23 protein-coding genes and 1 rRNA gene (1 of these 24 cut by a window edge) are annotated in these 22,830 nt (G+C 60.9%); 13 read left to right on the plus strand and 11 right to left on the minus strand.

All coding sequences use genetic code 11. The features are described from left to right. Positions 1–8: 8 nt before the first annotated feature. The 4 genes from GST84_02180 to GST84_02195 all read left to right on the plus strand — a co-directional run bounded on the left by GST84_02180 (position 9) and on the right by GST84_02195 (position 4,028). Positions 9–836 (plus strand): ABC transporter permease subunit, encoded by an 828-nt coding sequence (locus tag GST84_02180; GenBank protein XGB11234.1) that lies wholly within the window; start codon positions 9–11, stop codon positions 834–836. A 151-nt stretch (positions 837–987) separates the two neighbouring features. Then, a complete protein-coding gene (locus tag GST84_02185) occupies positions 988–1,662 on the plus strand; it encodes a ribulose-phosphate 3-epimerase (GenBank protein ID XGB11235.1) in 675 nt (224 codons plus the stop codon). Beyond that, positions 1,659–2,477, plus strand: a complete 819-nt coding sequence (locus GST84_02190; protein ID XGB11236.1) for a phosphoglycolate phosphatase — start codon at positions 1,659–1,661, stop codon at positions 2,475–2,477. Before GST84_02185 ends, GST84_02190 begins: the two co-directional genes overlap by 4 nt. Before the next feature lie 69 nt (positions 2,478–2,546). Beyond that, positions 2,547–4,028: an anthranilate synthase component I gene (locus tag GST84_02195; protein ID XGB11237.1), complete on the plus strand. Its 1,482-nt coding sequence runs from the start codon at positions 2,547–2,549 to the stop codon at positions 4,026–4,028. Between the two features lie 32 nt (positions 4,029–4,060). On the opposite strand, the gene GST84_02200 is transcribed toward GST84_02195, so the two are convergent. Next, positions 4,061–5,950 (minus strand): autotransporter domain-containing protein, encoded by a 1,890-nt coding sequence (locus tag GST84_02200; GenBank protein ID XGB11238.1) that lies wholly within the window; start codon positions 5,948–5,950, stop codon positions 4,061–4,063. 367 nt (positions 5,951–6,317) lie between these two features. Here GST84_02200 and GST84_02205 point away from each other — a divergent pair, with 367 nt between their 5' ends. The 4 genes from GST84_02205 (at position 6,318) to GST84_02220 (ending at position 9,652) form a co-directional block, all read left to right on the plus strand. Then, positions 6,318–6,911 carry an aminodeoxychorismate/anthranilate synthase component II gene (locus tag GST84_02205; protein ID XGB11239.1) on the plus strand — a complete coding sequence of 198 codons (594 nt, stop codon included), beginning with the start codon at positions 6,318–6,320 and terminating at the stop codon, positions 6,909–6,911. A 9-nt stretch (positions 6,912–6,920) separates the two neighbouring features. Next, on the plus strand, positions 6,921–7,970 hold the full coding sequence (gene trpD / locus GST84_02210) for an anthranilate phosphoribosyltransferase (GenBank protein ID XGB11240.1): 1,050 nt from the start codon (positions 6,921–6,923) through the stop codon (positions 7,968–7,970). Next, positions 7,967–8,800: an indole-3-glycerol phosphate synthase TrpC gene (trpC, locus tag GST84_02215; protein XGB11241.1), complete on the plus strand. Its 834-nt coding sequence runs from the start codon at positions 7,967–7,969 to the stop codon at positions 8,798–8,800. The genes trpD and trpC overlap by 4 nt, the downstream gene beginning before the upstream one ends. 147 nt (positions 8,801–8,947) lie before the next feature. Beyond that, a complete protein-coding gene (locus GST84_02220) occupies positions 8,948–9,652 on the plus strand; it encodes a lipoate--protein ligase family protein (protein ID XGB11242.1) in 705 nt (234 codons plus the stop codon). Here the strand turns inward: GST84_02220 and crp are convergent. Then, positions 9,649–10,293 (minus strand): cAMP-activated global transcriptional regulator CRP, encoded by a 645-nt coding sequence (crp, locus tag GST84_02225; protein XGB11243.1) that lies wholly within the window; start codon positions 10,291–10,293, stop codon positions 9,649–9,651. The genes GST84_02220 and crp overlap by 4 nt on opposite strands. 191 nt (positions 10,294–10,484) lie before the next feature. Between crp and GST84_02230 the strand changes: the two genes are divergently transcribed. After that, a complete protein-coding gene (locus GST84_02230) occupies positions 10,485–10,907 on the plus strand; it encodes an OsmC family protein (GenBank protein ID XGB11244.1) in 423 nt (140 codons plus the stop codon). 76 nt (positions 10,908–10,983) lie between these two features. Here GST84_02230 and GST84_02235 read toward each other — a convergent pair whose 3' ends face one another. The 6 genes from GST84_02235 to hemJ form a co-directional block, all read right to left on the minus strand. Continuing rightward, entirely contained in the window at positions 10,984–12,024 is a 1,041-nt protein-coding gene (locus tag GST84_02235; protein ID XGB11245.1) for a DUF2157 domain-containing protein, read from the minus strand. A gap of 10 nt (positions 12,025–12,034) precedes the next feature. Continuing rightward, positions 12,035–12,682 (minus strand): 2-polyprenyl-3-methyl-6-methoxy-1,4-benzoquinone monooxygenase, encoded by a 648-nt coding sequence (gene coq7, locus GST84_02240; GenBank protein XGB11246.1) that lies wholly within the window; start codon positions 12,680–12,682, stop codon positions 12,035–12,037. A gap of 65 nt (positions 12,683–12,747) precedes the next feature. Further along, positions 12,748–13,086, minus strand: a complete 339-nt coding sequence (locus tag GST84_02245; protein ID XGB11247.1) for an HIT domain-containing protein — start codon at positions 13,084–13,086, stop codon at positions 12,748–12,750. 63 nt (positions 13,087–13,149) lie between these two features. Continuing rightward, a complete protein-coding gene (locus tag GST84_02250) occupies positions 13,150–13,932 on the minus strand; it encodes an SDR family NAD(P)-dependent oxidoreductase (protein ID XGB11248.1) in 783 nt (260 codons plus the stop codon). Between the two features lie 67 nt (positions 13,933–13,999). Beyond that, a complete protein-coding gene (locus GST84_02255) occupies positions 14,000–14,956 on the minus strand; it encodes a nitronate monooxygenase (protein XGB11249.1) in 957 nt (318 codons plus the stop codon). A gap of 28 nt (positions 14,957–14,984) precedes the next feature. After that, on the minus strand, positions 14,985–15,410 hold the full coding sequence (hemJ, locus tag GST84_02260; GenBank protein XGB11250.1) for a protoporphyrinogen oxidase HemJ: 426 nt from the start codon (positions 15,408–15,410) through the stop codon (positions 14,985–14,987). A gap of 142 nt (positions 15,411–15,552) precedes the next feature. Here hemJ and GST84_02265 point away from each other — a divergent pair, with 142 nt between their 5' ends. Continuing rightward, entirely contained in the window at positions 15,553–16,587 is a 1,035-nt protein-coding gene (locus tag GST84_02265; GenBank protein ID XGB11251.1) for an N-acetyl-gamma-glutamyl-phosphate reductase, read from the plus strand. 146 nt (positions 16,588–16,733) lie between these two features. Beyond that, positions 16,734–17,084 (plus strand): iron-sulfur cluster insertion protein ErpA, encoded by a 351-nt coding sequence (gene erpA / locus GST84_02270; protein XGB11252.1) that lies wholly within the window; start codon positions 16,734–16,736, stop codon positions 17,082–17,084. A gap of 61 nt (positions 17,085–17,145) precedes the next feature. Here the strand turns inward: erpA and GST84_02275 are convergent, their stop codons facing one another. From GST84_02275 to GST84_02285, 3 genes are read right to left on the minus strand one after another with little or no spacing between them, the layout of a single operon-like run. Next, positions 17,146–18,237, minus strand: a complete 1,092-nt coding sequence (locus GST84_02275) for an anhydro-N-acetylmuramic acid kinase (protein ID XGB11253.1) — start codon at positions 18,235–18,237, stop codon at positions 17,146–17,148. Between the two features lie 3 nt (positions 18,238–18,240). Next, positions 18,241–19,650: a peptidoglycan DD-metalloendopeptidase family protein gene (locus GST84_02280; GenBank protein ID XGB11254.1), complete on the minus strand. Its 1,410-nt coding sequence runs from the start codon at positions 19,648–19,650 to the stop codon at positions 18,241–18,243. Beyond that, positions 19,631–19,747 carry a hypothetical protein gene (locus GST84_02285; GenBank protein XGB15695.1) on the minus strand — a complete coding sequence of 39 codons (117 nt, stop codon included), beginning with the start codon at positions 19,745–19,747 and terminating at the stop codon, positions 19,631–19,633. The genes GST84_02280 and GST84_02285 overlap by 20 nt, the downstream gene beginning before the upstream one ends. 115 nt (positions 19,748–19,862) lie before the next feature. On the opposite strand from GST84_02285, the gene GST84_02290 reads away from it, so the two are divergent. After that, positions 19,863–21,062, plus strand: a complete 1,200-nt coding sequence (locus GST84_02290) for a tyrosine--tRNA ligase (protein XGB11255.1) — start codon at positions 19,863–19,865, stop codon at positions 21,060–21,062. A gap of 1,055 nt (positions 21,063–22,117) precedes the next feature. Beyond that, a 16S ribosomal RNA gene (locus GST84_02295) occupies positions 22,118–22,830 on the plus strand; it runs 825 nt beyond the window's last position.

A 22,830-nucleotide genomic window follows, 5' to 3' on the forward strand; every position in this document is an offset into this window, starting at 1 on the left:
AGCCTGTCATGCTGAGCCCATACATGTCGCCCGTGGAGCGGGTCTGGTACTACAGCCTGCGCATTCTCTGTGGCTTGATCCTGCTGTTCCTGATCTTGCCAGTGCTGGTGATCGTGCCGCTGTCATTCAACAGTGGCAGCTTCCTGGTGTACCCGCTGCAGGGCTTCTCGCTGCAGTGGTATCAGGACTTCTTCGGCTCGGCCGAGTGGATGCGGGCGTTGAAGAACAGCATCATCGTTGCCCCGGCGGCCACGGTGCTGGCCATGGTGTTCGGCACCTTGGCGGCCATCGGCCTGACCCGTGGCGATTTCCCCGGCAAGTCGCTGGTGATGGCGTTGGTGATCTCGCCGATGGTGGTGCCGGTAGTGATCATCGGGGTGGCCAGTTACCTGTTCTTCGCTCCTCTGGGCATGGGCAACAGCTTCATCTCGCTGATTCTGGTGCATGCGGTACTGGGTGTGCCGTTCGTCATCATTACCGTGTCGGCGACGCTGCAGGGCTTCAACTACAACCTGGTGCGCGCGGCGGCCAGCCTGGGAGCCTCGCCTCTGCTGGCTTTCCGCCGGGTGACCCTGCCGCTGATCGCGCCCGGTGTCATCTCGGGAGCGTTGTTTGCCTTTGCCACCTCGTTTGACGAGGTGGTGGTGACGCTGTTCCTCGCCGGGCCGGAGCAGGCAACCCTGCCGCGGCAGATGTTCAGCGGTATTCGCGAGAACCTGAGCCCGACCATTGCCGCGGCGGCGACCTTGCTGATTGCGTTCTCGGTGGTGTTGCTGCTTACCCTGGAATGGTTGCGTGGGCGTAGTGAGAAGCTGAGGACCCAGCAGCCGACCTGATGATGGTTTGCCTGTGCCGGGCTCTTCGCGGCTAAAGCTGCGAAGGGGCCGGCACAGGTTGCGCTGGTCGACACCAATTGATACCAATCAGCCTTGATCGCTTTCCCTGAGTTACAATGCGCGCCACCGTGACTTTGCCAACAGGTGCGCCATGCAGCCCTACGCTATTGCCCCCTCCATTCTCTCCGCCGATTTTGCCCGCCTGGGTGAGGACGTCGACAAGGTATTGGCTGCGGGTGCAGACATCGTCCACTTCGATGTCATGGACAATCACTATGTCCCCAACCTGACCATCGGCCCTATGGTTTGCACCGCTCTGCGCAAGTACGGCGTCACTGCGCCGATCGACGTGCACCTGATGGTCAGCCCGGTTGATCGCATCATTGGCGACTTTATCGAAGCGGGTGCCACCTACATCACCTTCCACCCTGAAGCCACACAGCACATCGACCGTTCGCTTCAGCTGATCAAGGATGGTGGCTGCAAGGCTGGCCTGGTGTTCAACCCGGCCACCAGCCTGGATGCCCTGAAATACGTGATGGACAAGATCGACATGGTGCTGCTGATGAGCGTCAACCCGGGCTTCGGCGGGCAGAAGTTCATCCCCGGCACCCTCGACAAGCTGCGCGAAGCGCGTGCGCTGATCGACGCCAGTGGCCGTGATATCCGTCTGGAGATCGATGGTGGCGTGAACGTCAACAACATCCGCGAGATCGCTGCCGCTGGCGCCGACACCTTCGTGGCCGGCTCGGCGATTTTCAACGCCCCGGACTACCAGGAAGTTATCGCCAAGATGCGCGCCGAACTGGCCCTGGCCCGCCCATGAGCGGCTTCGAGCAGCTGTTCCCGGGGACGCTGCCCAGGCTGGTAATGTTCGATCTGGACGGTACCCTGATCGATTCCGTGCCTGATCTGGCCGCCGCTGTGGACCGCATGCTGCTCGAACTGGGGCGCCCGCCTGCTGGCCTTGAGGCGGTGCGCCACTGGGTTGGCAATGGCGCCCAGGTGCTGGTGCGCCGCGCGTTGGCGGGTGGCATCGACCATGCCGAAGTGGACGATGCGCTGGCAGAACAGGCGCTGGCGCTGTTCATGGACGCTTATGCCGAAAGCCATGATCTGACCGTGGTCTACCCCGGCGTACGGGACACCCTGCGCTGGCTGCGCAAGCAGGGCGTGGAGATGGCGCTGATTACCAACAAGCCTGAGCGCTTCGTTGGCCCGCTGCTGGACCAGATGAAGATCGGCAATTTCTTCCGCTGGATCATTGGTGGCGACACCTTGCCGCAGAAAAAGCCCGACCCGGCGGCGTTGCTGTTCGTCATGCAGATGGCCGGTGTTACCCCGCAGCAATCCCTGTTTGTGGGTGATTCGCGCAGTGACGTGCAGGCGGCCAAGGCGGCTGGCGTGCAATGCGTGGGCCTGACCTACGGCTATAACCATGGCAGGCCGATCGACGATGAATCCCCCAGCCTGGTAATCGACGACTTGCGGGCATTGCTGCCCGGTTGCGCAGACCCGGCCACTGGGATAACGTTGGCGGACCTTCAAGCCTCACAAGACAGAGAGTCCACCGTGGCGGTTACTGGCAAATTCTGGATGAAAGTCATCAAGGCCTTGGCCCGTTGGCGTTGGCGCGCCTGACTTCAGCCTGCCGGCGTGTGCCGGCCCGTCCGTTTGCCTGACCTATTGCTGCTTGCCACGAGACTACTCATGAACCACGAAGAATTCCTGCGCCTGGCTGCTGCCGGCTACAACCGTATTCCCTTGGCCTGTGAAACCTTGGCCGACTTCGACACGCCGCTGTCGATCTACCTGAAACTGGCTGACCGGCCCAACTCGTACCTGCTCGAATCGGTGCAGGGCGGCGAGAAGTGGGGCCGTTACTCGATGATCGGCTTGCCATCGCGTACGGTGATGCGTGTGCATGGCTACCATGTCAGCATCCTCCAGGATGGCGTCGAGGTGGAAAGCTGTGAGGTCGAAGACCCGCTGGCATTCGTTGAAACCTTCAAGGACCGCTACAAAGTTGCCGATATCCCCGGCCTGCCGCGCTTCAATGGCGGGCTGGTCGGCTACTTTGGCTACGATTGCGTGCGCTATGTGGAAAAGCGCCTAGGCGCCAGCCCCAATCCGGACCCGCTGGGCGTACCCGATATCCTGCTGATGGTGTCCGACGCGGTGGTGGTGTTCGACAACCTGGCGGGCAAGATGCACGCCATCGTGTTGGTCGACCCAGCTGAAGATCAGGCTTTCGAACAGGGCCAGGCGCGCCTGCAAGGCTTGCTGGAAACCTTGCGTCAGCCAATCACCCCGCGCCGCGGTCTGGACCTGAGCGGCCCGCAGGCAGCCGAGCCGGAATTCCGCTCCAGCTACACCCGCGAGGATTACGAAAACGCCGTCGGTCGTATCAAGGAATACATCCTGGCCGGGGACTGTATGCAGGTGGTGCCATCGCAGCGCATGTCGATCGACTTCAAGGCTGCGCCTATCGACCTGTACCGCGCGCTACGCTGTTTCAACCCGACGCCGTACATGTACTTCTTCAACTTCGGTGACTTTCATGTAGTCGGCAGCTCGCCCGAGGTGTTGGTACGTGTCGAGGACAACCTGGTCACCGTGCGCCCGATTGCCGGTACCCGCCCGCGTGGTGCGACCGAGGAGGCCGACCGTGCGCTGGAAGACGACCTGCTGTCGGACGACAAGGAAATTGCCGAGCACCTGATGCTGATCGATCTGGGCCGCAACGATGTGGGCCGTGTGTCTTCGACCGGCAGTGTGCGCCTGACCGAGAAGATGGTGATCGAGCGTTACTCCAACGTGATGCACATTGTCTCCAACGTTACTGGCCAGTTGCGTGAAGGCCTCACGGCGATGGATGCACTGCGGGCGATTCTGCCGGCTGGCACCTTGTCGGGAGCGCCGAAGATCCGCGCGATGGAAATCATCGACGAGCTGGAACCTGTCAAGCGTGGGGTATACGGCGGTGCAGTCGGGTATTTTGCCTGGAACGGCAATATGGATACCGCAATTGCCATTCGTACTGCAGTGATCAAGGACGGCGAGCTGCATGTGCAGGCCGGTGGCGGCATCGTTGCCGACTCGGTGCCGGCGCTGGAATGGGAAGAAACCATCAACAAGCGCCGGGCGATGTTCCGTGCGGTGGCGTTGGCCGAGCAGACTTCGGCCAAATAATTTGCCTGGGGCCGCAAAGCGGCCCCAGCAATTTAGAAGTCCACACTAACCCCCAGGCTAATGCCCTGCTGCGTCAACTCATCACTTTTGCGCCAGTTGTAGTTCCCGCGCAAATGCACCCCCGCCACCAGTTCGTGGCTTACTCCCAGGCTCGCCCGGGTCAGGTCGCTGTGTGGTGTGTACCCGCTCAGGGTGAAGTCATTTGCCGGCAAGCTGGTCAGGTGCATCGTCACATCCTGCTCGTCGTCCTCGAACTCATGCTCCTGTGCCACCTCGGCGAAAAGCCGGGTACCTGGCAGTACCTGCACGCTGCCCAGCAGCCCCACGCCCAGGCGGCGTGAAGTGCGCTCCTGGTCATCGAAGGCAAGCGCCGTCGAGCGCCCGCTCTTCTCGTCGTAGCCATCCACCTTCACCCGCGCATAGTCGACACTGATGAACGGTGCCAACTGCCAGTTGCTGGTGTCGGCCGCCAGGTTGTAGCCCAGCCGCCCGGACAATGCCCAGGCTTCGCCGTCGGTGTCGCCCTTCTCACTGCGGTCATTCACACCCAGGGCGAAGGTACGCTTGAGATCGCTGTAGTCCAGGTGCCCGGCGGTCAGCGCTGCGTCGGCCCACCAGCGGTCCTGGCGGTATTGGGCAAAGGCACTGGCCATATAGCTGTTCAGCTTGTAGTCCGAGTCCTGTTCGCCAGCTTCCAGCTTCTGCCGGTACGCACCGCCGGCCAGGCCCAGGCGCCAGGCGTCGTTCAGGCGATAGCTGCCGCCAAAGGTCAGGTTGTAGCCGCGACCGTCACCGCTGGCCGCGCTGTGCTGGCCGTCGAAGTCCAGGTCCTGAGCGCCGCTGGCGACAAAGGCTTGCCATTGGCCAACTGCTTGCCAAGGCGTCTGCCACTGATTGCGCAACTCATCCTGGTGAGCCCGCAGACTGGCGTGGGCCATTTCCGGTAGCAGGGTCAGTTCCCAAGGGGCAGCGAGGATCGAGTAGGCGTAATCGGCAATCAGTTGTTGGCCCGCGATGGTCGGGTGTACCGAGTCGTTGAACAGCAGTTTGGTCGGGTCTGGCGTTGTACCGTTGATCCCGTACACCGGGTTTTCCACGCAACTGTCTCCGCTGTAGCAGGTGCCGACAAGGTTCTGGTCGCTGGCCAGGCCGAACTGGCTGGGGCTGGCCAACGCCTCGCTCAACAGCGTAGGGATGTTCAGTGGAATGATCTGGGCATCGATCTGCCCCAACTGGCTGATCAATGACTGGTTGAACGCAGCGGAGAGCAGTGACAGTGGGTTTTGCTGTGGTGTGCCGCTGAAATTGGGTGTTTGGCCGAGGTCAGGCAGTAGCCAGACCATGATGTAGCGCGCACCTCCTTGCTGAAGCGCTTGGGCGCTGGCAGCCAGGCGGGCGCCGGCGGCTACGGCGTCGGCCGGGCTATTCACCAGGCCCTGCAGGAAGTCGTTACCGCCGCCTGTCAGATAGTACAAGGCATTTGGGTCGGCGCGCAGCCCGTTGGCCAGGTAGCCGGGGCGCTCGCGCAGCACCAACCCGGCATTGGGGTTTCCAGGTGGGATGACGGTCTCGGACGTTGTCGTGATCGAGTCCAGGATCTGCTGGGTGGTGTACCCGCCGACTGCCCAGTTATTACCATCGGGGCTGATGCCTATTGATGTCGACGGGTTCAGGTCGCCTGGCGCGACCCCCAGGCGGCTACCGAGGATCATCGGTGACACTGGGGCAAAGTTGCCGTCGGCATCGCGGTTGGTGAAACGCGCGCCTGGGGTACCGCCGCCCAGGTCGGGAAACTGCCCTGCATCGGCGAGACTGTCGCCAAATACGACAAGGGTGGAATAGGGCGAAGGGCCTGCCAACGCCTGGCTGCAGGCCAAGGCCAGTGAAGCGAGGGTAAAGCGCAATAACGGGGCTTTTCGCATCAGGGAACATCCTTTTCTTTGTTTTTATAAGGACAACCCCATCGACCTTAGCAAATCGTAGTGCTTCCCTCCCAAGTCCATTCGTTTCCCCGTGTTTACAGGCATATTGCGCCCGTCGCCCCGGTAGGCTACTGTGCCGGGACGTATGAGCGAGACCTATCCTGTGTTGATCGTCAGCAAACTCTTGATGCGCGTAATCAAGGCCCACGCCCGTTGGCGTTGGCGCGCCTGACTTTATCTCCTGCCGGCCCGCCCGGCCCGTCCCCGTTTGCCTTCTCGTTTACCGCCTGTTGTGGCAAAGCCGCGCCTGTGGCTGGTGCAGGAAGGTTCGAATCATGAAGTCAGTAGATTCAAGAGGTTTAACACCATGTTACTGATGATCGACAATTACGACTCATTCACTTACAACGTCGTTCAGTACCTTGGCGAGCTGGGTGCCGAGGTCAAGGTCATTCGCAATGACGAAATGACAATCGCCCAGATCGAGGCCCTCAACCCTGAGCGCATCGTCGTATCCCCGGGGCCGTGCACCCCAAGCGAAGCGGGCGTGTCCATCGAGGCCATCCTGCACTTTGCTGGCAAGTTGCCAATCCTCGGCGTATGCCTGGGCCACCAGTCAATCGGGCAGGCTTTTGGCGGCGACGTTGTACGTGCACGCCAGGTCATGCACGGCAAGACCAGCCCGGTGTATCACCGCGACCTGGGCGTGTTCGCCAGCCTTAACAACCCGCTGACCGTGACCCGTTACCACTCGCTGGTGGTAAAGCGTGAAACCTTGCCCGACTGCCTGGAAGTTACCGCCTGGACCTCTCATGCTGACGGTTCGGTCGATGAGATCATGGGCCTGCGCCACAAGACGCTGAATATCGAAGGGGTGCAATTCCACCCTGAGTCGATCCTGACCGAGCAGGGCCATGAACTGTTCGCCAATTTCCTCAAGCAGACCGGCGGCCGCCGTTAAGGATCGAACATGGATATCAAGAGTGCGTTGAGCCGTATCGTCGGCCAGCTGGACCTTACTACCGACGAAATGCGCCAGGTCATGCGCCAGATCATGACCGGTCAGTGCAGCGAGGCGCAGATAGGTGCCTTCCTGATGGGCATGCGCATGAAAAGCGAAAGCATCGACGAAATCGTCGGCGCGGTGTCGGTGATGCGTGAGCTGGCCGAAAAGGTCGAGCTGCAAAGCCTTGATGGTGTCGTCGATATTGTCGGTACCGGCGGTGATGGCGCCAACATCTTCAACGTCTCCACCGCTTCGTCCTTCGTCCTGGCGGCGGCGGGCTGCCCGGTGGCCAAGCACGGTAACCGCGCGGTATCGGGCAAGAGCGGCAGTGCCGACTTGCTGGAAGCTGCCGGCATCTACCTGAACCTGACGCCAACTCAAGTGGCGCGCTGCATCGACAGCCTGGGCATCGGTTTCATGTTTGCGCAAAGTCACCACTCGGCCATGAAGCACGCCGCAGGCCCGCGTCGAGAACTGGGGTTGCGCACCCTGTTCAATATGCTCGGCCCGCTTACGAATCCGGCCGGAGTGAAGCACCAGGTGGTCGGTGTGTTCGCGCAAGCCCTTTGCCGCCCGCTGGCTGAGGTGCTGCAGCGTCTGGGTAGCAAGCATGTGCTGGTAGTGCACTCGAAGGATGGCCTGGACGAGTTCAGCCTGGCCGCACCCACCTTTGTCGCCGAACTGAAAAACGACGAAATTACTGAATATTGGGTCGAGCCGGAAGACCTCGGCATTAAGAGTCAGAGCCTTCATGGCCTGGCTGTCGAGAGCCCGCAGGCTTCGCTGGAGTTGATCCGCGATGCGCTGGGCCGGCGCAAGACCGAGAACGGCCAGAAGGCCGCCGAGATGATCGTGCTTAATGCTGGCGCGGCGCTGTATGCCGCTGACCATGCCATGAGCCTGAAAGCCGGTGTAGAACTGGCCCATGATGTACTGCACACCGGCCTGGCCTGGGAGAAGCTGCAGGAATTGGGCGCCTTTACTGCAGTATTCAAGGTGGAGAACGAAGCATGAGTGTGCCGACGGTGCTGGAAAGGATCATTGCTCGCAAGTTTCAAGAAGTGGCCGAGCGTAGTGCACGCGTCAGCTTCGCCGAACTGGAAGGTCTGGCCAAGGCCGCCGACGCCCCGCGAGGCTTCGCCAACGCGCTGATCGAGCAGGCCAAACGCAAGCAGCCAGCGGTGATTGCCGAAATCAAGAAGGCTTCGCCAAGCAAGGGCGTGATCCGTGAGCACTTCGTGCCGGCGGAAATCGCGGTCAGCTACGAGAAGGGCGGGGCCACCTGCCTCTCGGTGCTGACCGATGTCGATTATTTCCAGGGAGCCGATGAGTACTTGCAGCAGGCCCGCGCAGCGGTTTCGCTGCCGGTGATCCGCAAGGACTTCATGGTCGACCCTTACCAGATCGTCGAAGCCCGGGCCCTGGGGGCAGACTGCGTACTGCTGATCGTGTCGGCGCTGGATGACGTGAAGATGGCTGAGCTGGCCGCCACTGCCAAGGACGTCGGCCTCGACGTGCTGGTAGAAGTGCACGATGGCGATGAGCTGGAGCGCGCGCTGAAAACCCTGGATACACCGCTGGTGGGGGTGAACAACCGCAACCTGCATACTTTCGAGGTCAGCCTGGAAACCACCCTCGACCTGCTGCCGCGCATTCCGCGTGACCGTCTGGCGATTACCGAAAGCGGTATTCTCAACCGGGCCGATGTGGAGCTGATGGCAATCAACGAGGTTTACTCGTTCCTGGTGGGGGAGGCGTTCATGCGCGCCGAGCAGCCTGGCCTGGAATTACAGCGGCTGTTCTTCCCCGAGCAGGTGAAGAAGACTGTTCAGCAACTGGACTGATCAAATGAAGCCGGCGTTTTTGCCGGCTTTTTTGTACCTGTAATGGCCTCTTCGCCGGCAAGCCCGCCCCTACACGGGTACGCGTCCTGTTGTGGGAGCGGGTTTACCCGCGAAGAGGCCGGTGAAAACAACAAAATAGGTGGATCAATGACCGATCAACCCTTGGCCCTGAGCGTCGAACAAGGCCTGCACGCCGAACAGGAATTGCTGGCCGCCGTCTGCCGTGGCGAGCGTGACAGTGGCGTGCTGTTCTGGCGCCCGACCGACCACGCGCTGGTCATGCCTCGGCGCATGAGCCGGCTGGGCAACTTCGAGGTCGCCTGCGCGGAATTGGCTATTGCTGGCTGGCCGGTGCTGCTGCGAGAAACCGGCGGTGAGCCGGTGCCTCAGTCGCACTCGACAGTGAACGTTGCACTGGTCTACGCCGCGCCGCGCAGTGAAGGTGACCACGGCCGTATCGAAAATGCCTACGAGCGCCTGTGTCTGCCGCTGTGCGATGTGCTGCGCGAGTGGGGAGGGGTAGCGTCAGTCGGGGAAATTGACGGGGCCTTCTGCGATGGCCGCTACAACGTCAACCTCAATGGCCGCAAACTGGTGGGTACCGCCCAGCGCTGGCGTCAGGGCCTGGGTGGCAAGCGCCCGGTGGTGCTGGTGCACGGTGCCCTGCTGCTGGACAACGAGCGCGAGTCGATGGTGGCGGCGGTCAACCGCTTCAACGAGTGCTGCGAGCTGGAGCAACGCTGTCGCGCTGATGCGCACATCGCCTTGCACGAAGTAGCGCCGGCAGCACCCTGGTTCGAGCGCCTTTCGCAGGCCTACGCCAAGGTACTGGCCGAGTTGCCCAAGGACTAGCGGGTACCGTAGACCACCATGGTCTTACCCTTGACCTGCACCAGGCTGCGTTCCTCCAAATCCTTTAGAACGCGGCCGACCATTTCCCGGGAGCAACCGACGATTCGGCCGATTTCCTGACGGGTAATCTTGATCTGCATGCCATCGGGGTGGGTCATGGCGTCGGGCTGCTTGCACAGCTCCAGCAGGCAACGGGCAACTCGCCCGGTCACGTCGAAAAATGCCAAATCGCCAACCTTGCGCGTAGTGTTGCGCAGGCGCTGGGCCATTTGACTGCCCAGGGCGTAGAGGATTTCAGGGTCCTGGCGCGCCAGTTCGCGAAACTTTTCGTAGCTGATTTCGGCCACTTCGCATTCGGTCTTGGCGCGTACCCAGGCACTGCGCTGCTGCTCGCCATCAACGGGCTCGAACAGGCCTAGCTCGCCAAAGAAATCGCCATTGTTGAGGTAGGCGATGATCATTTCATGGCCGTCATCGTCCTCGATGAGGATGGTGACCGAACCCTTGATGATGAACGACAGTGTCTCGGCCCGGTCGCCGGCGCAGATGATATTGCTTTTGGCGGTGTAGCGGCGGCGCTGGCAGTGCACCAGCAGCTTGTCGATGTTCTTAATCTTGGCGGGTAGGGCGGAGGCAACCATCACGAAATCCTGTTCGATATGACGCATAAGCTTTTTATAGAGGTTGGCTGACGGAGGGCGCCAGTCATTTGGCGCCAGCTTATCAGACACTACAGGATGTTTCGGTACTAAACCGACACATCTCGTGCTTTTCCCACAGCCGCACAAGGTCTAAGCTGACACCCTTTTCCGAAAATCAGGAGTCCGGGTAGATGAAGGCACGTATCCAGTGGGCCGGTGAGGCAATGTTCCTCGGCGAATCGGGGAGCGGCCATGTCGTCGTGATGGACGGCCCGCCCGAGGCCGGCGGCCGCAACCTGGGCGTGCGACCGATGGAAATGCTGTTGCTGGGCCTGGGTGGCTGCAGCAGCTTTGACGTGGTGAGCATTCTGAAGAAGTCGCGCCAGGCAGTGGAAAGCTGTGAGGCATTTCTTGAAGCGGAGCGCGCCAGCGAAGACCCCAAGGTGTTCACCAAGATTCACATGAACTTCGTGGTTAAAGGGCGTGGGCTGAAAGAAGCGCAGGTCAAGCGGGCGGTGGAGCTGTCGGCGGAAAAGTACTGCTCGGCTTCGATCATGCTTGAGCGTGCCGGGGTTGAGATTACCCATGGGTATGAAATCGTAGAGCTGGGTTAAGGCTGAGATTCCGGCGCCGCTTTGCAGCCCTTGAGGGAGCGGGTGAAGCCGCTCCCACATACTGCCCGGCCGACCTTCAGTTGCGCAGCGCCGGAAGGGCCATTCGCAACCATTGCGGAAGATTGCTTCTTAGCGCCTGGCTCAACCGCTCCCGGCGCTTTTGGTAAACCAGGCCAAGCCAGATAACCCCCAGCCCGATCATGGTTAGCACCACCGGGAACAGCAACGACTGGGCAAACACCTCGTACGACAGATATCCCAGATAAGCCGCCACCCCCAGTGCACCAAACACCATGAACACCGGCCGGCGCAGCAGTACCGCCATGCCCATCAGCGCAATGTTGATCAGGCAGTACAGGGCCTTGCCCAACTCACTGCCGCTGTCCAGCAGCGTCAACCCGCCCCAGAATGCTGCCAGCCCGGCGAGGTAACCCCAACGGGCGTAGTCCTCACGCGTGCGGCCGTCTATCACGAGGAAAACCACCAGCAAGCCCAGCCCAAACCACAGGGATACCTGGCGACGCTGCTCCCAACTGAACGGGGAGCCGAAGAACCACTCGCTAAGGTCCATCGACATGAACCACAAGGCCACGGCGATTGGCATGACAACGAACGGGTAGGGGATCAGCCGAAGCATTAGCAGCCCGGCAAGCACCGTGGCTGCTTCCATCGCCAGCCAGCCACCCTGCACGTAGGTGTAGTACTGGTGGTAGTCGGCCTGCGCATCGTCCAGTGGCCACCAGCCGAGCATGCGTTCGATAGCGAATACCGCCAGCGGCACGATGCTGACGGCTACTGCTGCCAGCACGCCAGCGGCGACGGGCTGGGCGCGGCGTTGCAGATTGAGGGCGAACAAGGTGATCAGCAGGATATAGAGGCTGGCGATGATCAACAGCGCGCTGTCACCGAGGCTCATCCAGGCCTCGGTGAGCAACCAACCCATTGCCGCCATGATCAGCATGGCGCCAAAGTAGAAGGCAACATGGGCCAGCTGAAAGCTGCCACGTGGTGTGGGCTGCTGGCGCAGGAATGCCAACAGGCTTTGGTCCTGGCCTGGTTGGAGAATGCCTGCTTGCACGGCGCGCGCCAGGTCCTTGGCGTCGAATCGATCCGTCATGGTGATGCCTTCAGATGCGGTATGTGCTTTTGGTCATGACCTTGGCCAGCAAGCTCATGCCAAAGCGGACGGGGGCCGGGAAGCGATAACCACCGGCCTCCAGTGCAGACTCGGCGTGCTGCTCTTCGTCGATGCGCATTTGCTCGAGAATGGCCCGGGATTTTTCATCTTCGTGCGGGAGCTGCTCCAGGTGCTCGTCGAGGTGCTTGCACACCTGATGTTCGGTAGCGGCGACGAAGCCCAGGCTGACCTTGTCGCTGACCAGCCCGGCCAGTGCGCCAATGCCGAACGACATGCCGTAGAACAGAGGGTTGAGCACGCTCGGGTGGCTGTTCAGCTGGCGAATGCGCTGTTCGCACCAGGCCAGGTGGTCGATTTCTTCCTCAGCGGCATGCTCCATGGCCTTGCGCACTTCCGGCAACTTGGCGGTCAGGGCCTGGCCTTGGTACAACGCCTGGGCGCAGACTTCACCGGTATGGTTGATGCGCATCAGCCCGGCAATATGACGGGCCTGTTGCTCGTCCAGGTCAGCGTCTGGCTGGACGATGGCCGGCGATGGCCGGGCGGGTTGGCCGCTGAATGGCAGCAAGGTGCGCATGGCAGTATCGGCCTGCAGCAACAAGCGGTCGAGCGGCGAGTAGTGACGTTCGGTAGCCATCGGGCACCTCCGCAAGAATGTGCCCGACAGTTTACCGCAATAGCGGCGGGGTCGCTTGCCGTGGGTCAGCCCGGTGGCCAGTTCATCTGGCGCTGGCCAAGCACGTGCATATGGATGTGGTAGACGGTCTGGCCGCCTTTGGGGTTGCAGTTCATGACCACGCGGAAACCTTCCTCGCAGCCTTGTTCGACAGCCAGGCGCTGGGCGGTGAACAGGATGTGGCCAGCCAGGGCCTTGTCTTCTTCGGTCAGGTCATTGAGGGTGCGAATGTGCTTTTTCGGGATGACCAGAAAATGTACCGGTGCCGCGGGTGCAATGTCCTTGAAGGCCAGGATCTGGTCGTCTTCATAGATGATATCTGCCGGGATTTCCCGGTTGATGATTTTGAGGAATAGATCGTCCACAGCACTTGCTCCATGGTGAGGGTCGGGCCGAGTTTACTCAGCCGGGCGCCGCTCGCCCAGTGGCTATTCCATGCCTAAGGGGCAATAGCGGCGGTGGATGGCCCCGGCCAGCTTGCGCACCAGCCAGCGCGGCAGCAGCCGCGGGGCGAACGCCAGCCAGCGGTTGCGCCGACCGGGCATGATCAGCGCGCGGTTCTTGTCCAGTGCCCGCACGGTGTACAGCGCCACTTCCTCTGGGCTGAGACAGCGCGGCTTGCCATCGAGCCGCGCAATGCGCCTGCGTGCGGAGCGTACTGGGCCAGGGCACAGTACCGAGACCTTGATGCCGGTGCGTTTCAGTTCTTCGCGCAGGGCCTGGGAAAAGCTCAAAACGTAGGCCTTGCTGGCGGCATAGGCGGCCATCCATGGGCCAGGCGCCACCCCGGCCAGGCCGGCGACGTTGAGAATCTGCCCGCCACCCTGCACAGCCATCAGGTTACCGATGGCGTGGCACAGGCGGCTCAGGGCCAGCACGTTGACCTCCAGCAGGTCTTGTTCGTCGGCCCATTCATGGGCCAGGAACGGCCCATAGGTGCGCAAGCCCGCGCAGTTGACCAGCAAATCGATACGCCGCTCACCTTCTTCCAGCTCTAGCACGAAGCCTGAAAGGCGCAACGGCTGACTGAGGTCGCAGGCGCGGAACAGCACCTCGACACCAAAACGCTGGGTCAGCTCCATGGCGACAGGCTCCAGCGTTTCTCGTTGGCGTGCCACCAGGATCAGGTTGCGCCCGCGCCGTGCCAGCGCTTCCGCCAAGGCCAGGCCCAGGCCGCTGGAAGCACCAGTGATCATGGCGTAACGGGTCATGCAAGGCTCCTGGGGGCGGAAGAGGGCGCCTAGTGTACAACTTGCCCGTGCAAGGTGTTGCCTTTTGCTACAAGGTGCTGGCGCGCAAAACCTGGCAGCGTTCCAGGGCTTGTCGGTACTCGCCATGCAGGCGCTCGATCAATGCGCTGGCGCTGGGCAGGTCATGGATGGCTCCGACGCCCTGGCCCGCTGACCATACGGTCTTCCAGGCCTTGGCTTCGTCATCGATTGGCTTGAGCTTGCCTTGCACCTGCCCCCCCTTGAGGGCGTTCATGTCGTAGCCGGCCTGCTCCAGGCTCTGGCGCAGGAAGCTGGCTGGGATGCCGGACACCACTGGGGTGTGGATGATGTCGGCGGCATGGGCATCCAGCAGCATCTGTTTGTAGGCGCCCTGGGCCTGGCTTTCTGTGGTGGCTATGAAGCGCGTGCCCATGTACACCAGGTCCGCCCCCAGCAGTTGTGCGGCCAGGATTTCGTGGCCGTGGTTGATGCAGCCAGCCAGCAACAGGGTCTTGTCGAAGAACTGGCGAATTTCTGCGGCCAGGGCGAACGGGCTCCAGGTGCCGGCATGGCCGCCTGCGCCTGCGGCGACGGCGATAAGGCCATCGACACCGGCTTCGGCTGCTTTCTCGGCATGCCGGCGGGTGGTGACATCGTGGAGGACCAGGCCGCCGTAGTCGTGTACGGCATCGACCACTTCCTTTACTGCCCCCAGGCTGGTGATAACGATTGGGACACGGTGTGCGACGCACAAAGCCAAGTCGGCCTGCAGGCGCGGGTTGGTCGGGTGGACGATCAGGTTGACAGCGTAGGGCGCTGGCGCCTGCAGTTGAGCCAGGCCTGCCTCGATCTCTTCCAGCCAAGCCTTGAAGCCAGCGCTGTCGCGTTGGTTCAGGGCCGGGAAACTGCCAACCACGCCGCTGGCGCAGCAGGCCAGCACCAGTTGGGGGTTGGAAATGAGGAACATCGGCGCGGCAACCACGGGCAGCCGCAGGCGTTGCTCGAGCGAGGCAGGTAGCGACATGGCAAGGCTCCTTGAGCGGGGGGCTATGTCAGAACGGTTTCACCACCACCAGAATGACGATACCCAGCAGGATCAGCACGGGCACTTCGTTGAACCAGCGATAGTAGACGTGGCTGCGGGTGTTGGTGCCATTGGCGAAGCGTTTGCGCTGGGCACCGCACACATGATGGTAGCCGGTCAGCAGGATGACCAGGGTGAGCTTGGCATGCAGCCACCCCTGGCTCAGCCAGCCGGGATTGAGGTACAGCATCCAGGCGCCAAAGACGTAGGTGGCGATCATCGCCGGGTTCATGATGCCGCGATACAGCTTGCGCTCCATGGTCACGAAGCGTTCCTGGCTGATGCTGTCCTGGCTCTGGGCGTGGTAGACGAACAGCCTGGGCAGGTAGAACAGGCCGGCGAACCAGCAGACCACGCTGACGATATGCAGCGCTTTGATCCATAGGTAAAGCATGGAGGGAGTTCCTTCAGGTAATCACGGTCGTCAGATAGTAGTGGTCAAGCGCCCGAAGGGTCACCCGAAGAGTTGTTACAGGCGCCCCGCGCCCCTATTATCGTGCGCTTTCCAGACGGCTCGTTGATAAGGGGCAAGCGTTATGATCAAGGTCGGTATCGTCGGCGGCACGGGTTACACCGGCGTCGAACTGTTGCGTCTGCTGGCACAGCATCCACAGGCCGAAGTGGCGGTCATCACTTCGCGCTCCGAGGCGGGCGTGGCGGTGGCGGACATGTACCCGAACCTGCGCGGCCATTATGACGGGTTGGCGTTCAGCGTGCCGGACAGCAAGGCTCTGGCCGCCTGCGATGTGGTGTTCTTCGCCACGCCGCATGGTGTTGCCCACGCCCTGGCTGGTGAGCTGCTGGCGGCCGGCACCAAGGTGATCGACCTGTCGGCCGACTTCCGCCTGCAGGATGCCGCCGAGTGGGGCAAGTGGTACGGTCAGCCGCATGGCGCGCCAGAGCTGCTCAAGGACGCTGTGTATGGCCTGCCTGAAGTCAACCGCGAGAAGATCCGCCAGGCACGCCTGATCGCTGTGCCGGGTTGCTATCCGACCGCCACCCAGCTGGGCTTCCTGCCGCTGCTGGAAGCAGGGCTGGCTGACCCATCGCGCCTGATCGCCGACTGCAAGTCGGGCGTCAGCGGTGCAGGCCGCGGTGCGGCTGTGGGCTCGCTGTTCTGCGAAGCCGGCGAAAGCATGAAAGCATACGCGGTAAAGGGTCATCGCCACCTGCCGGAGATCAGCCAGGGCTTGCGCCTGGCCGCGGGCAAGGACATCGGGCTGACTTTCGTGCCGCATCTGACGCCAATGATCCGCGGCATCCATGCCACCCTGTACGCGAATGTGGTCGATACCTCGGTCGACCTGCAGGCCCTGTACGAGAAGCGCTACGCCGACGAACCGTTCGTCGACGTGATGCCAGCTGGCAGCCACCCGGAAACCCGCAGCGTGCGCGGCGCCAACGTTTGTCGCATTGCGGTTCATCGCCCGCAGGGTGGTGACCTGGTGGTGGTGCTGTCGGTGATCGACAACCTGGTCAAGGGCGCCTCCGGCCAGGCGGTACAGAACCTCAACATTCTGTTCGGCCTGGATGAGCGCATGGGCCTGTCCCATGCCGGCTTGCTGCCGTAAGCAGCCAGCGTTCGAAAAGGCCCGCGTCGTGCGGGCCTTTTTGTATGTCGCGACTAAAGCCGCACAATTCTTGACCGATTTTCTCGGGAAAGCGGATAATGCGCGTCATCGAGTTTTATGGCGGCTACCGCGCCGGGAGAATCAACATGAGTGTCGAAACCTTCACCCCTACCGGCCTGGAGTTCACCCATGGGGCAGCCCAGAAGGTGAAAAACCTGGTCAATGAGGAAGGCAATGAACGTCTGAAACTGCGGGTGTTCGTGACCGGTGGTGGTTGCTCGGGCTTCCAGTATGGCTTTACGTTTGATGAGGATGTGGCCGAAGATGACACCATCGTCGAGCGCGAGGGCGTTTCCCTGGTGGTCGACCCGATGAGCTTCCAGTACCTGGCCGGCGCCGAAGTGGACTACCAGGAAGGCCTGGAAGGCTCGCGTTTCGTGATCAAGAATCCGAATGCCGCCACCACCTGTGGTTGCGGCTCGTCGTTCTCGATCTAAGGCTTCGCCAGAAAGCAAAACGCCGCGCAATTGCGCGGCGTTTTGATTTCCGGCGAAGCGGTCATGCCGGGTAGATCGCGCCCAGTATGCGCAACCCTTTGGCCGCAGTGACGGTGGGGCGGTTGGCAGCGATGCCTTCCAGACAGCAATGGGCCAACCAGGCAAAGGCCATGGCCTCGACCCAGTCCGGGTCCACGCCATGGGCACCAGTGCTGGCGACATGGGCGTCGGGTAGCAACTGACCGAGGCGGGCCATCAGCGCTCCGTTACGTGCGCCGCCACCACATACAAGAAGCGCCTCGGTGCCTTGCTGGGCGTTGCTCAACGAGTCGATGATGCTTCGAGCGGTCAGATCCAACAGTGTCGCCTGTACGTCTTCGTCGCGGTAAACGGGTAGGCGGGCCAGGTGGGCATCCAGCCAGGGCAGGTTGAATACCTCGCGGCCGGTGCTCTTCGGGCCGCTGCCGGCGAAGAACGGGTCGCGGAGCAATGCACTGAGCAGGCCCGCTTGAACCACCCCAGAAGCCGCCCAGGCACCATCCTTATCGTAGGCCAGGCCAAGTTTGCGCTCGATCCAGGCATCCAGCAGCACGTTACCAGGACCGCAGTCGAAGCCGTGCACCGGTTTATCCTGTTCGATCAGGCTCAGGTTGCTGAAGCCGCCCACGTTCAGTATTGCCAGTCGCTGGCCAAGGTGGTTGAACAGGGTTTCGTGGAAGGCGGGCACCAGCGGCGCACCTTGGCCACCGGCTGCCACATCGCGGCGGCGGAAGTCGGCGACCACGCTGATGCCGGTAAGCTCGGCGAGCAACGCCGGGTTGCCGATCTGCACAGTGAAACCACGTGCCGGTTCATGGCGGATGGTCTGACCGTGGCTGCCAATGGCGCGGATGGCGTCCGCCTTCAGGCCTTGGCGAGCCAGCAACTGGTGGATACCTTCGCCTGCCAGGCTGGCCCAGCGGTTTTCCGCCAATGCCGCACGTGCGATCTCGTCAGGGCCGCTGCTGCACAGGGCAAGCAGCTCCTGACGCAAGTCGTCGGGCATTGGCAGGTAATGGGTGGCGAGCAGCTCAGGCTGCTCGCCTTGTTCGATCAGGGCAATGTCCAGGCCATCGAGGCTGGTGCCGGACATCACCCCCAGATAGAGCGCCATGGCTTAGCGCTTGTTCGCTGCGAGCATGGTTGCCTTTTCCTGGTCCATACGGGCAATCAGTGGTTGGCTCTGCTGCAGGAAGCGCTGGCGCTCGTTTCTGGCGATCGGGTCGGCCATCGGCACTTTCTGGCTCAGCGGGTCGACGTGCACACCGTTGACCTGAAACTCGTAGTGCAGGTGCGGTCCGGTGGACAGGCCAGTGGTGCCGATATAGCCAATGATCTGGCCCTGCTTGACCGTGCTGCCAGTCTTGATGCCCTTGGCGAAGCCCTGCATGTGGCCGTACAGCGTCTTGTAACGGTTCCCGTGCTGGATAATCACGGTATTACCGTAGCCACCTCGGCGACCGGCCAGCTCGATACGGCCGTCACCAGCTGCCTTGATCGGCGTACCGCGGGGAGCTGCGTAGTCGACACCCTTGTGGGCGCGGATCTTGTTCAGGATCGGGTGTTTGCGGCCGGCGGAAAAGCGTGAGCTGATGCGGGCGAAGTCGACCGGGGTACGGATGAAGGCCTTGCGCAGGCTGTTGCCGTCGGCGGTGTAGTAGCTCGTGTTGCCCTGCTTGTTGGTATAGCGCACGGCGGTGTAGGTCTTGCCGCGGTTGGTGAAGCGGGCGGACAGGATATTGCCGGTGCCGACGACCTTGCCGTCCATCACTTTCTGCTCATAGACCACGTCGAATTCGTCGCCCGGGCGAATGTCCTGAGCGAAGTCGATGTCGTAACCCAGCACGCGGGCCAGGCTCATCGTTGTGCTGTGGGACAGGCCGGCGCGCTGGGCTGATGCCGACAGCGAACTCTTGATCACTCCGTGGGCATAGGCGGTACGCACCACCGGCTTGATGATGTCCCGATTGAAGGTGTAGCCCTTGGCGGTCTTGGTCAGGTGAATGGTTTCGAGGCTGCTGACCTTGCTGCTCAGGCTGGCCAGTTGGCCATCCTTGTCGAGCTCGAACTGCAGCACTTGGCCGTGCTTGAGCTGGCTGAACTGCTTGGCCTGCTTGTTACTTGCCAGCACGTCATGCACTGCATTGGCCGGCAGGCCAACCTTGGCGAACAGGGTTGACAGTGTATCGCCACGGGCCACGGTGATCTCGCGGTGGCCTGGTGCTTTGGCAGGTTCGGCGGCCGGGGCTTTCTGTTCGGCCTTCTGAGTCTCGGGGGCAGCGTCTTCGATCAGGGCGAAAGGCGATGTTTGCCCGTCTTCTGCCTGCACCAGCGGCGCAGCACGTGACTCGCCTTTAAGCTGCTCGGCAGGGCTCTCCAGCTCGAGGTTGAGGGTGGTTTTCTTGGCTTCCACTTCGCTGGATGGAAACACTAGCAGAGCCAAGCTGAGCAGGGCGGCAATGCCGCTGGCGGCCAACAGATGGCTTTTCGGATAAAGCGGGGGCGCTTTAGGCGGTTCGTTGGTCATAGGCAAGGTGACTTTGAAAAAGTGAAATGGAAAAGATGAATGACATGATGAAGATGAAATAACTGTATAAAATATAACCAAATCCATTTTCACGCAAGGGCGCGTAGACGCCGCAAGCCTGTGCCCGGGTCACATTCCTTTGCGAAACTTGTATTTGACGGCCGATCTTGTATGGTTGGCTCCCCCTGAATCTGAGCCTTGCGGGTTTGTCTATGAAGTCGGTTGAAGAGCAGCTGGCGCTTATAAAGCGCGGTGCGGAAGAAGTACTGGTCGAGTCGGAACTGGTGGAGAAGCTCAAGCGCGGCCAGCCTCTGCGCATCAAGGCTGGCTTCGACCCTACTGCACCTGACTTGCACCTTGGTCACACGGTACTGATCAACAAGCTGCGTCAGTTCCAGGAGCTGGGCCATCAGGTCATCTTCCTGATCGGTGACTTCACCGGCATGATCGGCGACCCCAGTGGCAAAAGTGCCACCCGCCCGCCGCTGACGCGTGAGCAGGTGCTGGATAACGCCGAGACTTACAAGCAGCAGGTGTTCAAGATTCTCGATCCGGCCAAGACCGAAGTCGCGTTCAACTCCACCTGGATGGACAAGCTGACCCCAGCTGACTTCATTCGCCTGGCGTCGCAGTACACTGTGGCGCGCATGCTGGAGCGTGATGACTTCGACAAGCGTTATACCACCAACCAGCCGATTGCCATCCACGAGTTCCTATACCCGTTGGTGCAAGGCTATGACTCGGTGGCGCTGAAGGCGGATGTGGAGCTGGGTGGTACCGACCAGAAGTTCAACCTGCTGATGGGGCGCGAGCTGCAGCGCGCCTATGGTCAGGAAGCGCAGAACATCGTGACCATGCCGCTGCTCGAGGGGCTCGACGGCGTGAAGAAGATGTCCAAGTCGCTGGGTAACTATGTCGGCATCCAGGAGGCGCCGGGGGTTATGTACAGCAAGCTGGTGTCTATCCCGGATACCCTGATGTGGCGCTACTTCGAGCTGCTGAGCTTCCGCTCGATGGAAGAAATCGAGCAGTTCCGTACCGACGTTGCCAACGGTGCCAATCCGCGTGACATCAAGATCAAGTTGGCAGAAGAAATCGTTGCGCGCTTCCATGGTGAAGAGGCGGCTGCCAATGCTCATCGTGCTGCGGGTAACCGTATGAAGGAAGGTGAGCTGCCGGAGGACTTGCCGGAGATCGAAGTGGCTGCGACAGAGGGGCTGCCGATCGCTGCCGTGCTGAACCGGGCCGGGTTGGTGAAGAACTCGGCACAGGCTCGTGATTTGCTTAGTGGCGGCGCGGTGAAGGTTGATGGTGCCGTGGTCGACAAGGACTTCATGTTTGTCCTTGGTGCTACTCATGTATGCCAGGCGGGTAAGAAGTCGTTTGGCCGGGTTACCCTCAAGGCTGAGTGATTGGCTGGTGGTGTAGCTATATAGAAGCGGGGAGGCCGGTAGGTCTCCCCGTTTTGTTTTTGGGGTTTGGTTGTTGCTGTTGTAGGGGGAGAGGGCTGTTTTGAGAGGGCGTTGGCTATGAGATGTGTCCGCCACCACCTTTGCAGTGCCTGTGAGATCGAGCGCCGCCCGCGCGGCGCATCGCGAGCTGCGCTCGCTCCTACGTTTGTTTCGGGCCAGTCACGCCTGCGATAGGCGCGCGCGACCGTTTTGTTTGTTCGACGCAATATCTCGACATGCGCCAAGGCGCTCGCGCGCAAATCCCCCAGAAATAATTGGCCCGAAACAAACGTAGGAGCGAGCGCAGCTCGCGATGCGCTTGTTTGTACGACGCGATATCGCGCCATGCGCCAAGGCGTTCGCGCGCAAATCCCACAGGCATAATTGGCCCGAAACAAACGTAGGAGCGAGCGCAGCTCGCGATGCGCCGCGCGGGCGGCGCTCGATCTCACAGGCGCTGAATGTGTTGCGGCGAGCACCTGGTGGCCTTGATACGGTCTTCACCTGGAACATTCCAAATAAATGAAATTAAAGGTTGACGCGCTTTCGAATCCCCTTATAATGCGCCCCACTTCCAGCGACGCCGGAACGAAAAACTCCTTGATATTCAAAGAGTTAAGTAGTTAAGGCAAAAACTGGAGGGGCTACGATCAAATGGTCGAAAGCGGTTGAAAAGGTGGTTGACAGTGCTTCTAAGTGCTGTATGATTCGCCTCCCGCTACGAGAGATCGCAGCGAGCCAAGTGTTTGAAGCTAAACGAGTTTCTCGCAAAAAACTTCAAAATAAACGCTTGACAGGCTCTGAGGAAAGCGTAGAATGCGCGCCTCGGTTGAGACGAAAAGCTCTTAACCAAACGCTCTTTAACAAATCGAATCAAGCAATTCGTGTGGGTGCTTGTGAGTATGGACTGATAGTCAAAAAGATTATCAGCATCACAAGTGACCATGCGAGAAATCACATAGTCATTTGAGATTGCTGAGCCAAGTTTAGGGTTTCTTAAAAACCCAAGCAGTATTGAACTGAAGAGTTTGATCATGGCTCAGATTGAACGCTGGCGGCAGGCCTAACACATGCAAGTCGAGCGGATGACGGGAGCTTGCTCCTTGATTTAGCGGCGGACGGGTGAGTAATGCCTAGGAATCTGCCTGGTAGTGGGGGACAACGTTTCGAAAGGAACGCTAATACCGCATACGTCCTACGGGAGAAAGCAGGGGACCTTCGGGCCTTGCGCTATCAGATGAGCCTAGGTCGGATTAGCTAGTTGGTGGGGTAATGGCTCACCAAGGCGACGATCCGTAACTGGTCTGAGAGGATGATCAGTCACACTGGAACTGAGACACGGTCCAGACTCCTACGGGAGGCAGCAGTGGGGAATATTGGACAATGGGCGAAAGCCTGATCCAGCCATGCCGCGTGTGTGAAGAAGGTCTTCGGATTGTAAAGCACTTTAAGTTGGGAGGAAGGGCAGTAAGTTAATACCTTGCTGTTTTGACGTTACCGACAGAATAAGCACCGGCTAACTCTGTGCCAGCAGCCGCGGTAATACAGAGGGTGCAAGCGTTAATCGGAATTACTGGGCGTAAAGCGCGCGTAGGTGGTTTGTTAAGTTGGATGTGAAAGCCCCGGGCTCAACCTGGGAACTGCATCCAAAACTGGCAAGCTAGAGTACGGTAGAGGGTGGTGGAATTTCCTGTGTAGCGGTGAAATGCGTAGATATAGGAAGGAACAC

Source organism: Pseudomonas putida, from assembly GCA_041879295.1.
In the GTDB taxonomy this organism is placed as follows: domain Bacteria; phylum Pseudomonadota; class Gammaproteobacteria; order Pseudomonadales; family Pseudomonadaceae; genus Aquipseudomonas; species Aquipseudomonas putida_Y.

Coding starts and splice junctions, on each gene's coding strand:
- GST84_02180 (XGB11234.1), top strand. CDS start 9: ATGCTGAGCCCATACATGTCGCCCGTGGAGCGGGTCTGGTACTACAGC.
- GST84_02185 (XGB11235.1), top strand. CDS start 988: ATGCAGCCCTACGCTATTGCCCCCTCCATTCTCTCCGCCGATTTTGCC.
- GST84_02190 (XGB11236.1), top strand. CDS start 1,659: ATGAGCGGCTTCGAGCAGCTGTTCCCGGGGACGCTGCCCAGGCTGGTA.
- GST84_02195 (XGB11237.1), top strand. CDS start 2,547: ATGAACCACGAAGAATTCCTGCGCCTGGCTGCTGCCGGCTACAACCGT.
- GST84_02200 (XGB11238.1), bottom strand. CDS start 5,950: ATGCGAAAAGCCCCGTTATTGCGCTTTACCCTCGCTTCACTGGCCTTG.
- GST84_02205 (XGB11239.1), top strand. CDS start 6,318: ATGTTACTGATGATCGACAATTACGACTCATTCACTTACAACGTCGTT.
- trpD (XGB11240.1), top strand. CDS start 6,921: ATGGATATCAAGAGTGCGTTGAGCCGTATCGTCGGCCAGCTGGACCTT.
- trpC (XGB11241.1), top strand. CDS start 7,967: ATGAGTGTGCCGACGGTGCTGGAAAGGATCATTGCTCGCAAGTTTCAA.
- GST84_02220 (XGB11242.1), top strand. CDS start 8,948: ATGACCGATCAACCCTTGGCCCTGAGCGTCGAACAAGGCCTGCACGCC.
- crp (XGB11243.1), bottom strand. CDS start 10,293: ATGGTTGCCTCCGCCCTACCCGCCAAGATTAAGAACATCGACAAGCTG.
- GST84_02230 (XGB11244.1), top strand. CDS start 10,485: ATGAAGGCACGTATCCAGTGGGCCGGTGAGGCAATGTTCCTCGGCGAA.
- GST84_02235 (XGB11245.1), bottom strand. CDS start 12,024: ATGACGGATCGATTCGACGCCAAGGACCTGGCGCGCGCCGTGCAAGCA.
- coq7 (XGB11246.1), bottom strand. CDS start 12,682: ATGGCTACCGAACGTCACTACTCGCCGCTCGACCGCTTGTTGCTGCAG.
- GST84_02250 (XGB11248.1), bottom strand. CDS start 13,932: ATGACCCGTTACGCCATGATCACTGGTGCTTCCAGCGGCCTGGGCCTG.
- GST84_02255 (XGB11249.1), bottom strand. CDS start 14,956: ATGTCGCTACCTGCCTCGCTCGAGCAACGCCTGCGGCTGCCCGTGGTT.
- hemJ (XGB11250.1), bottom strand. CDS start 15,410: ATGCTTTACCTATGGATCAAAGCGCTGCATATCGTCAGCGTGGTCTGC.
- GST84_02265 (XGB11251.1), top strand. CDS start 15,553: ATGATCAAGGTCGGTATCGTCGGCGGCACGGGTTACACCGGCGTCGAA.
- erpA (XGB11252.1), top strand. CDS start 16,734: ATGAGTGTCGAAACCTTCACCCCTACCGGCCTGGAGTTCACCCATGGG.
- GST84_02275 (XGB11253.1), bottom strand. CDS start 18,237: ATGGCGCTCTATCTGGGGGTGATGTCCGGCACCAGCCTCGATGGCCTG.
- GST84_02280 (XGB11254.1), bottom strand. CDS start 19,650: ATGACCAACGAACCGCCTAAAGCGCCCCCGCTTTATCCGAAAAGCCAT.
- GST84_02290 (XGB11255.1), top strand. CDS start 19,863: ATGAAGTCGGTTGAAGAGCAGCTGGCGCTTATAAAGCGCGGTGCGGAA.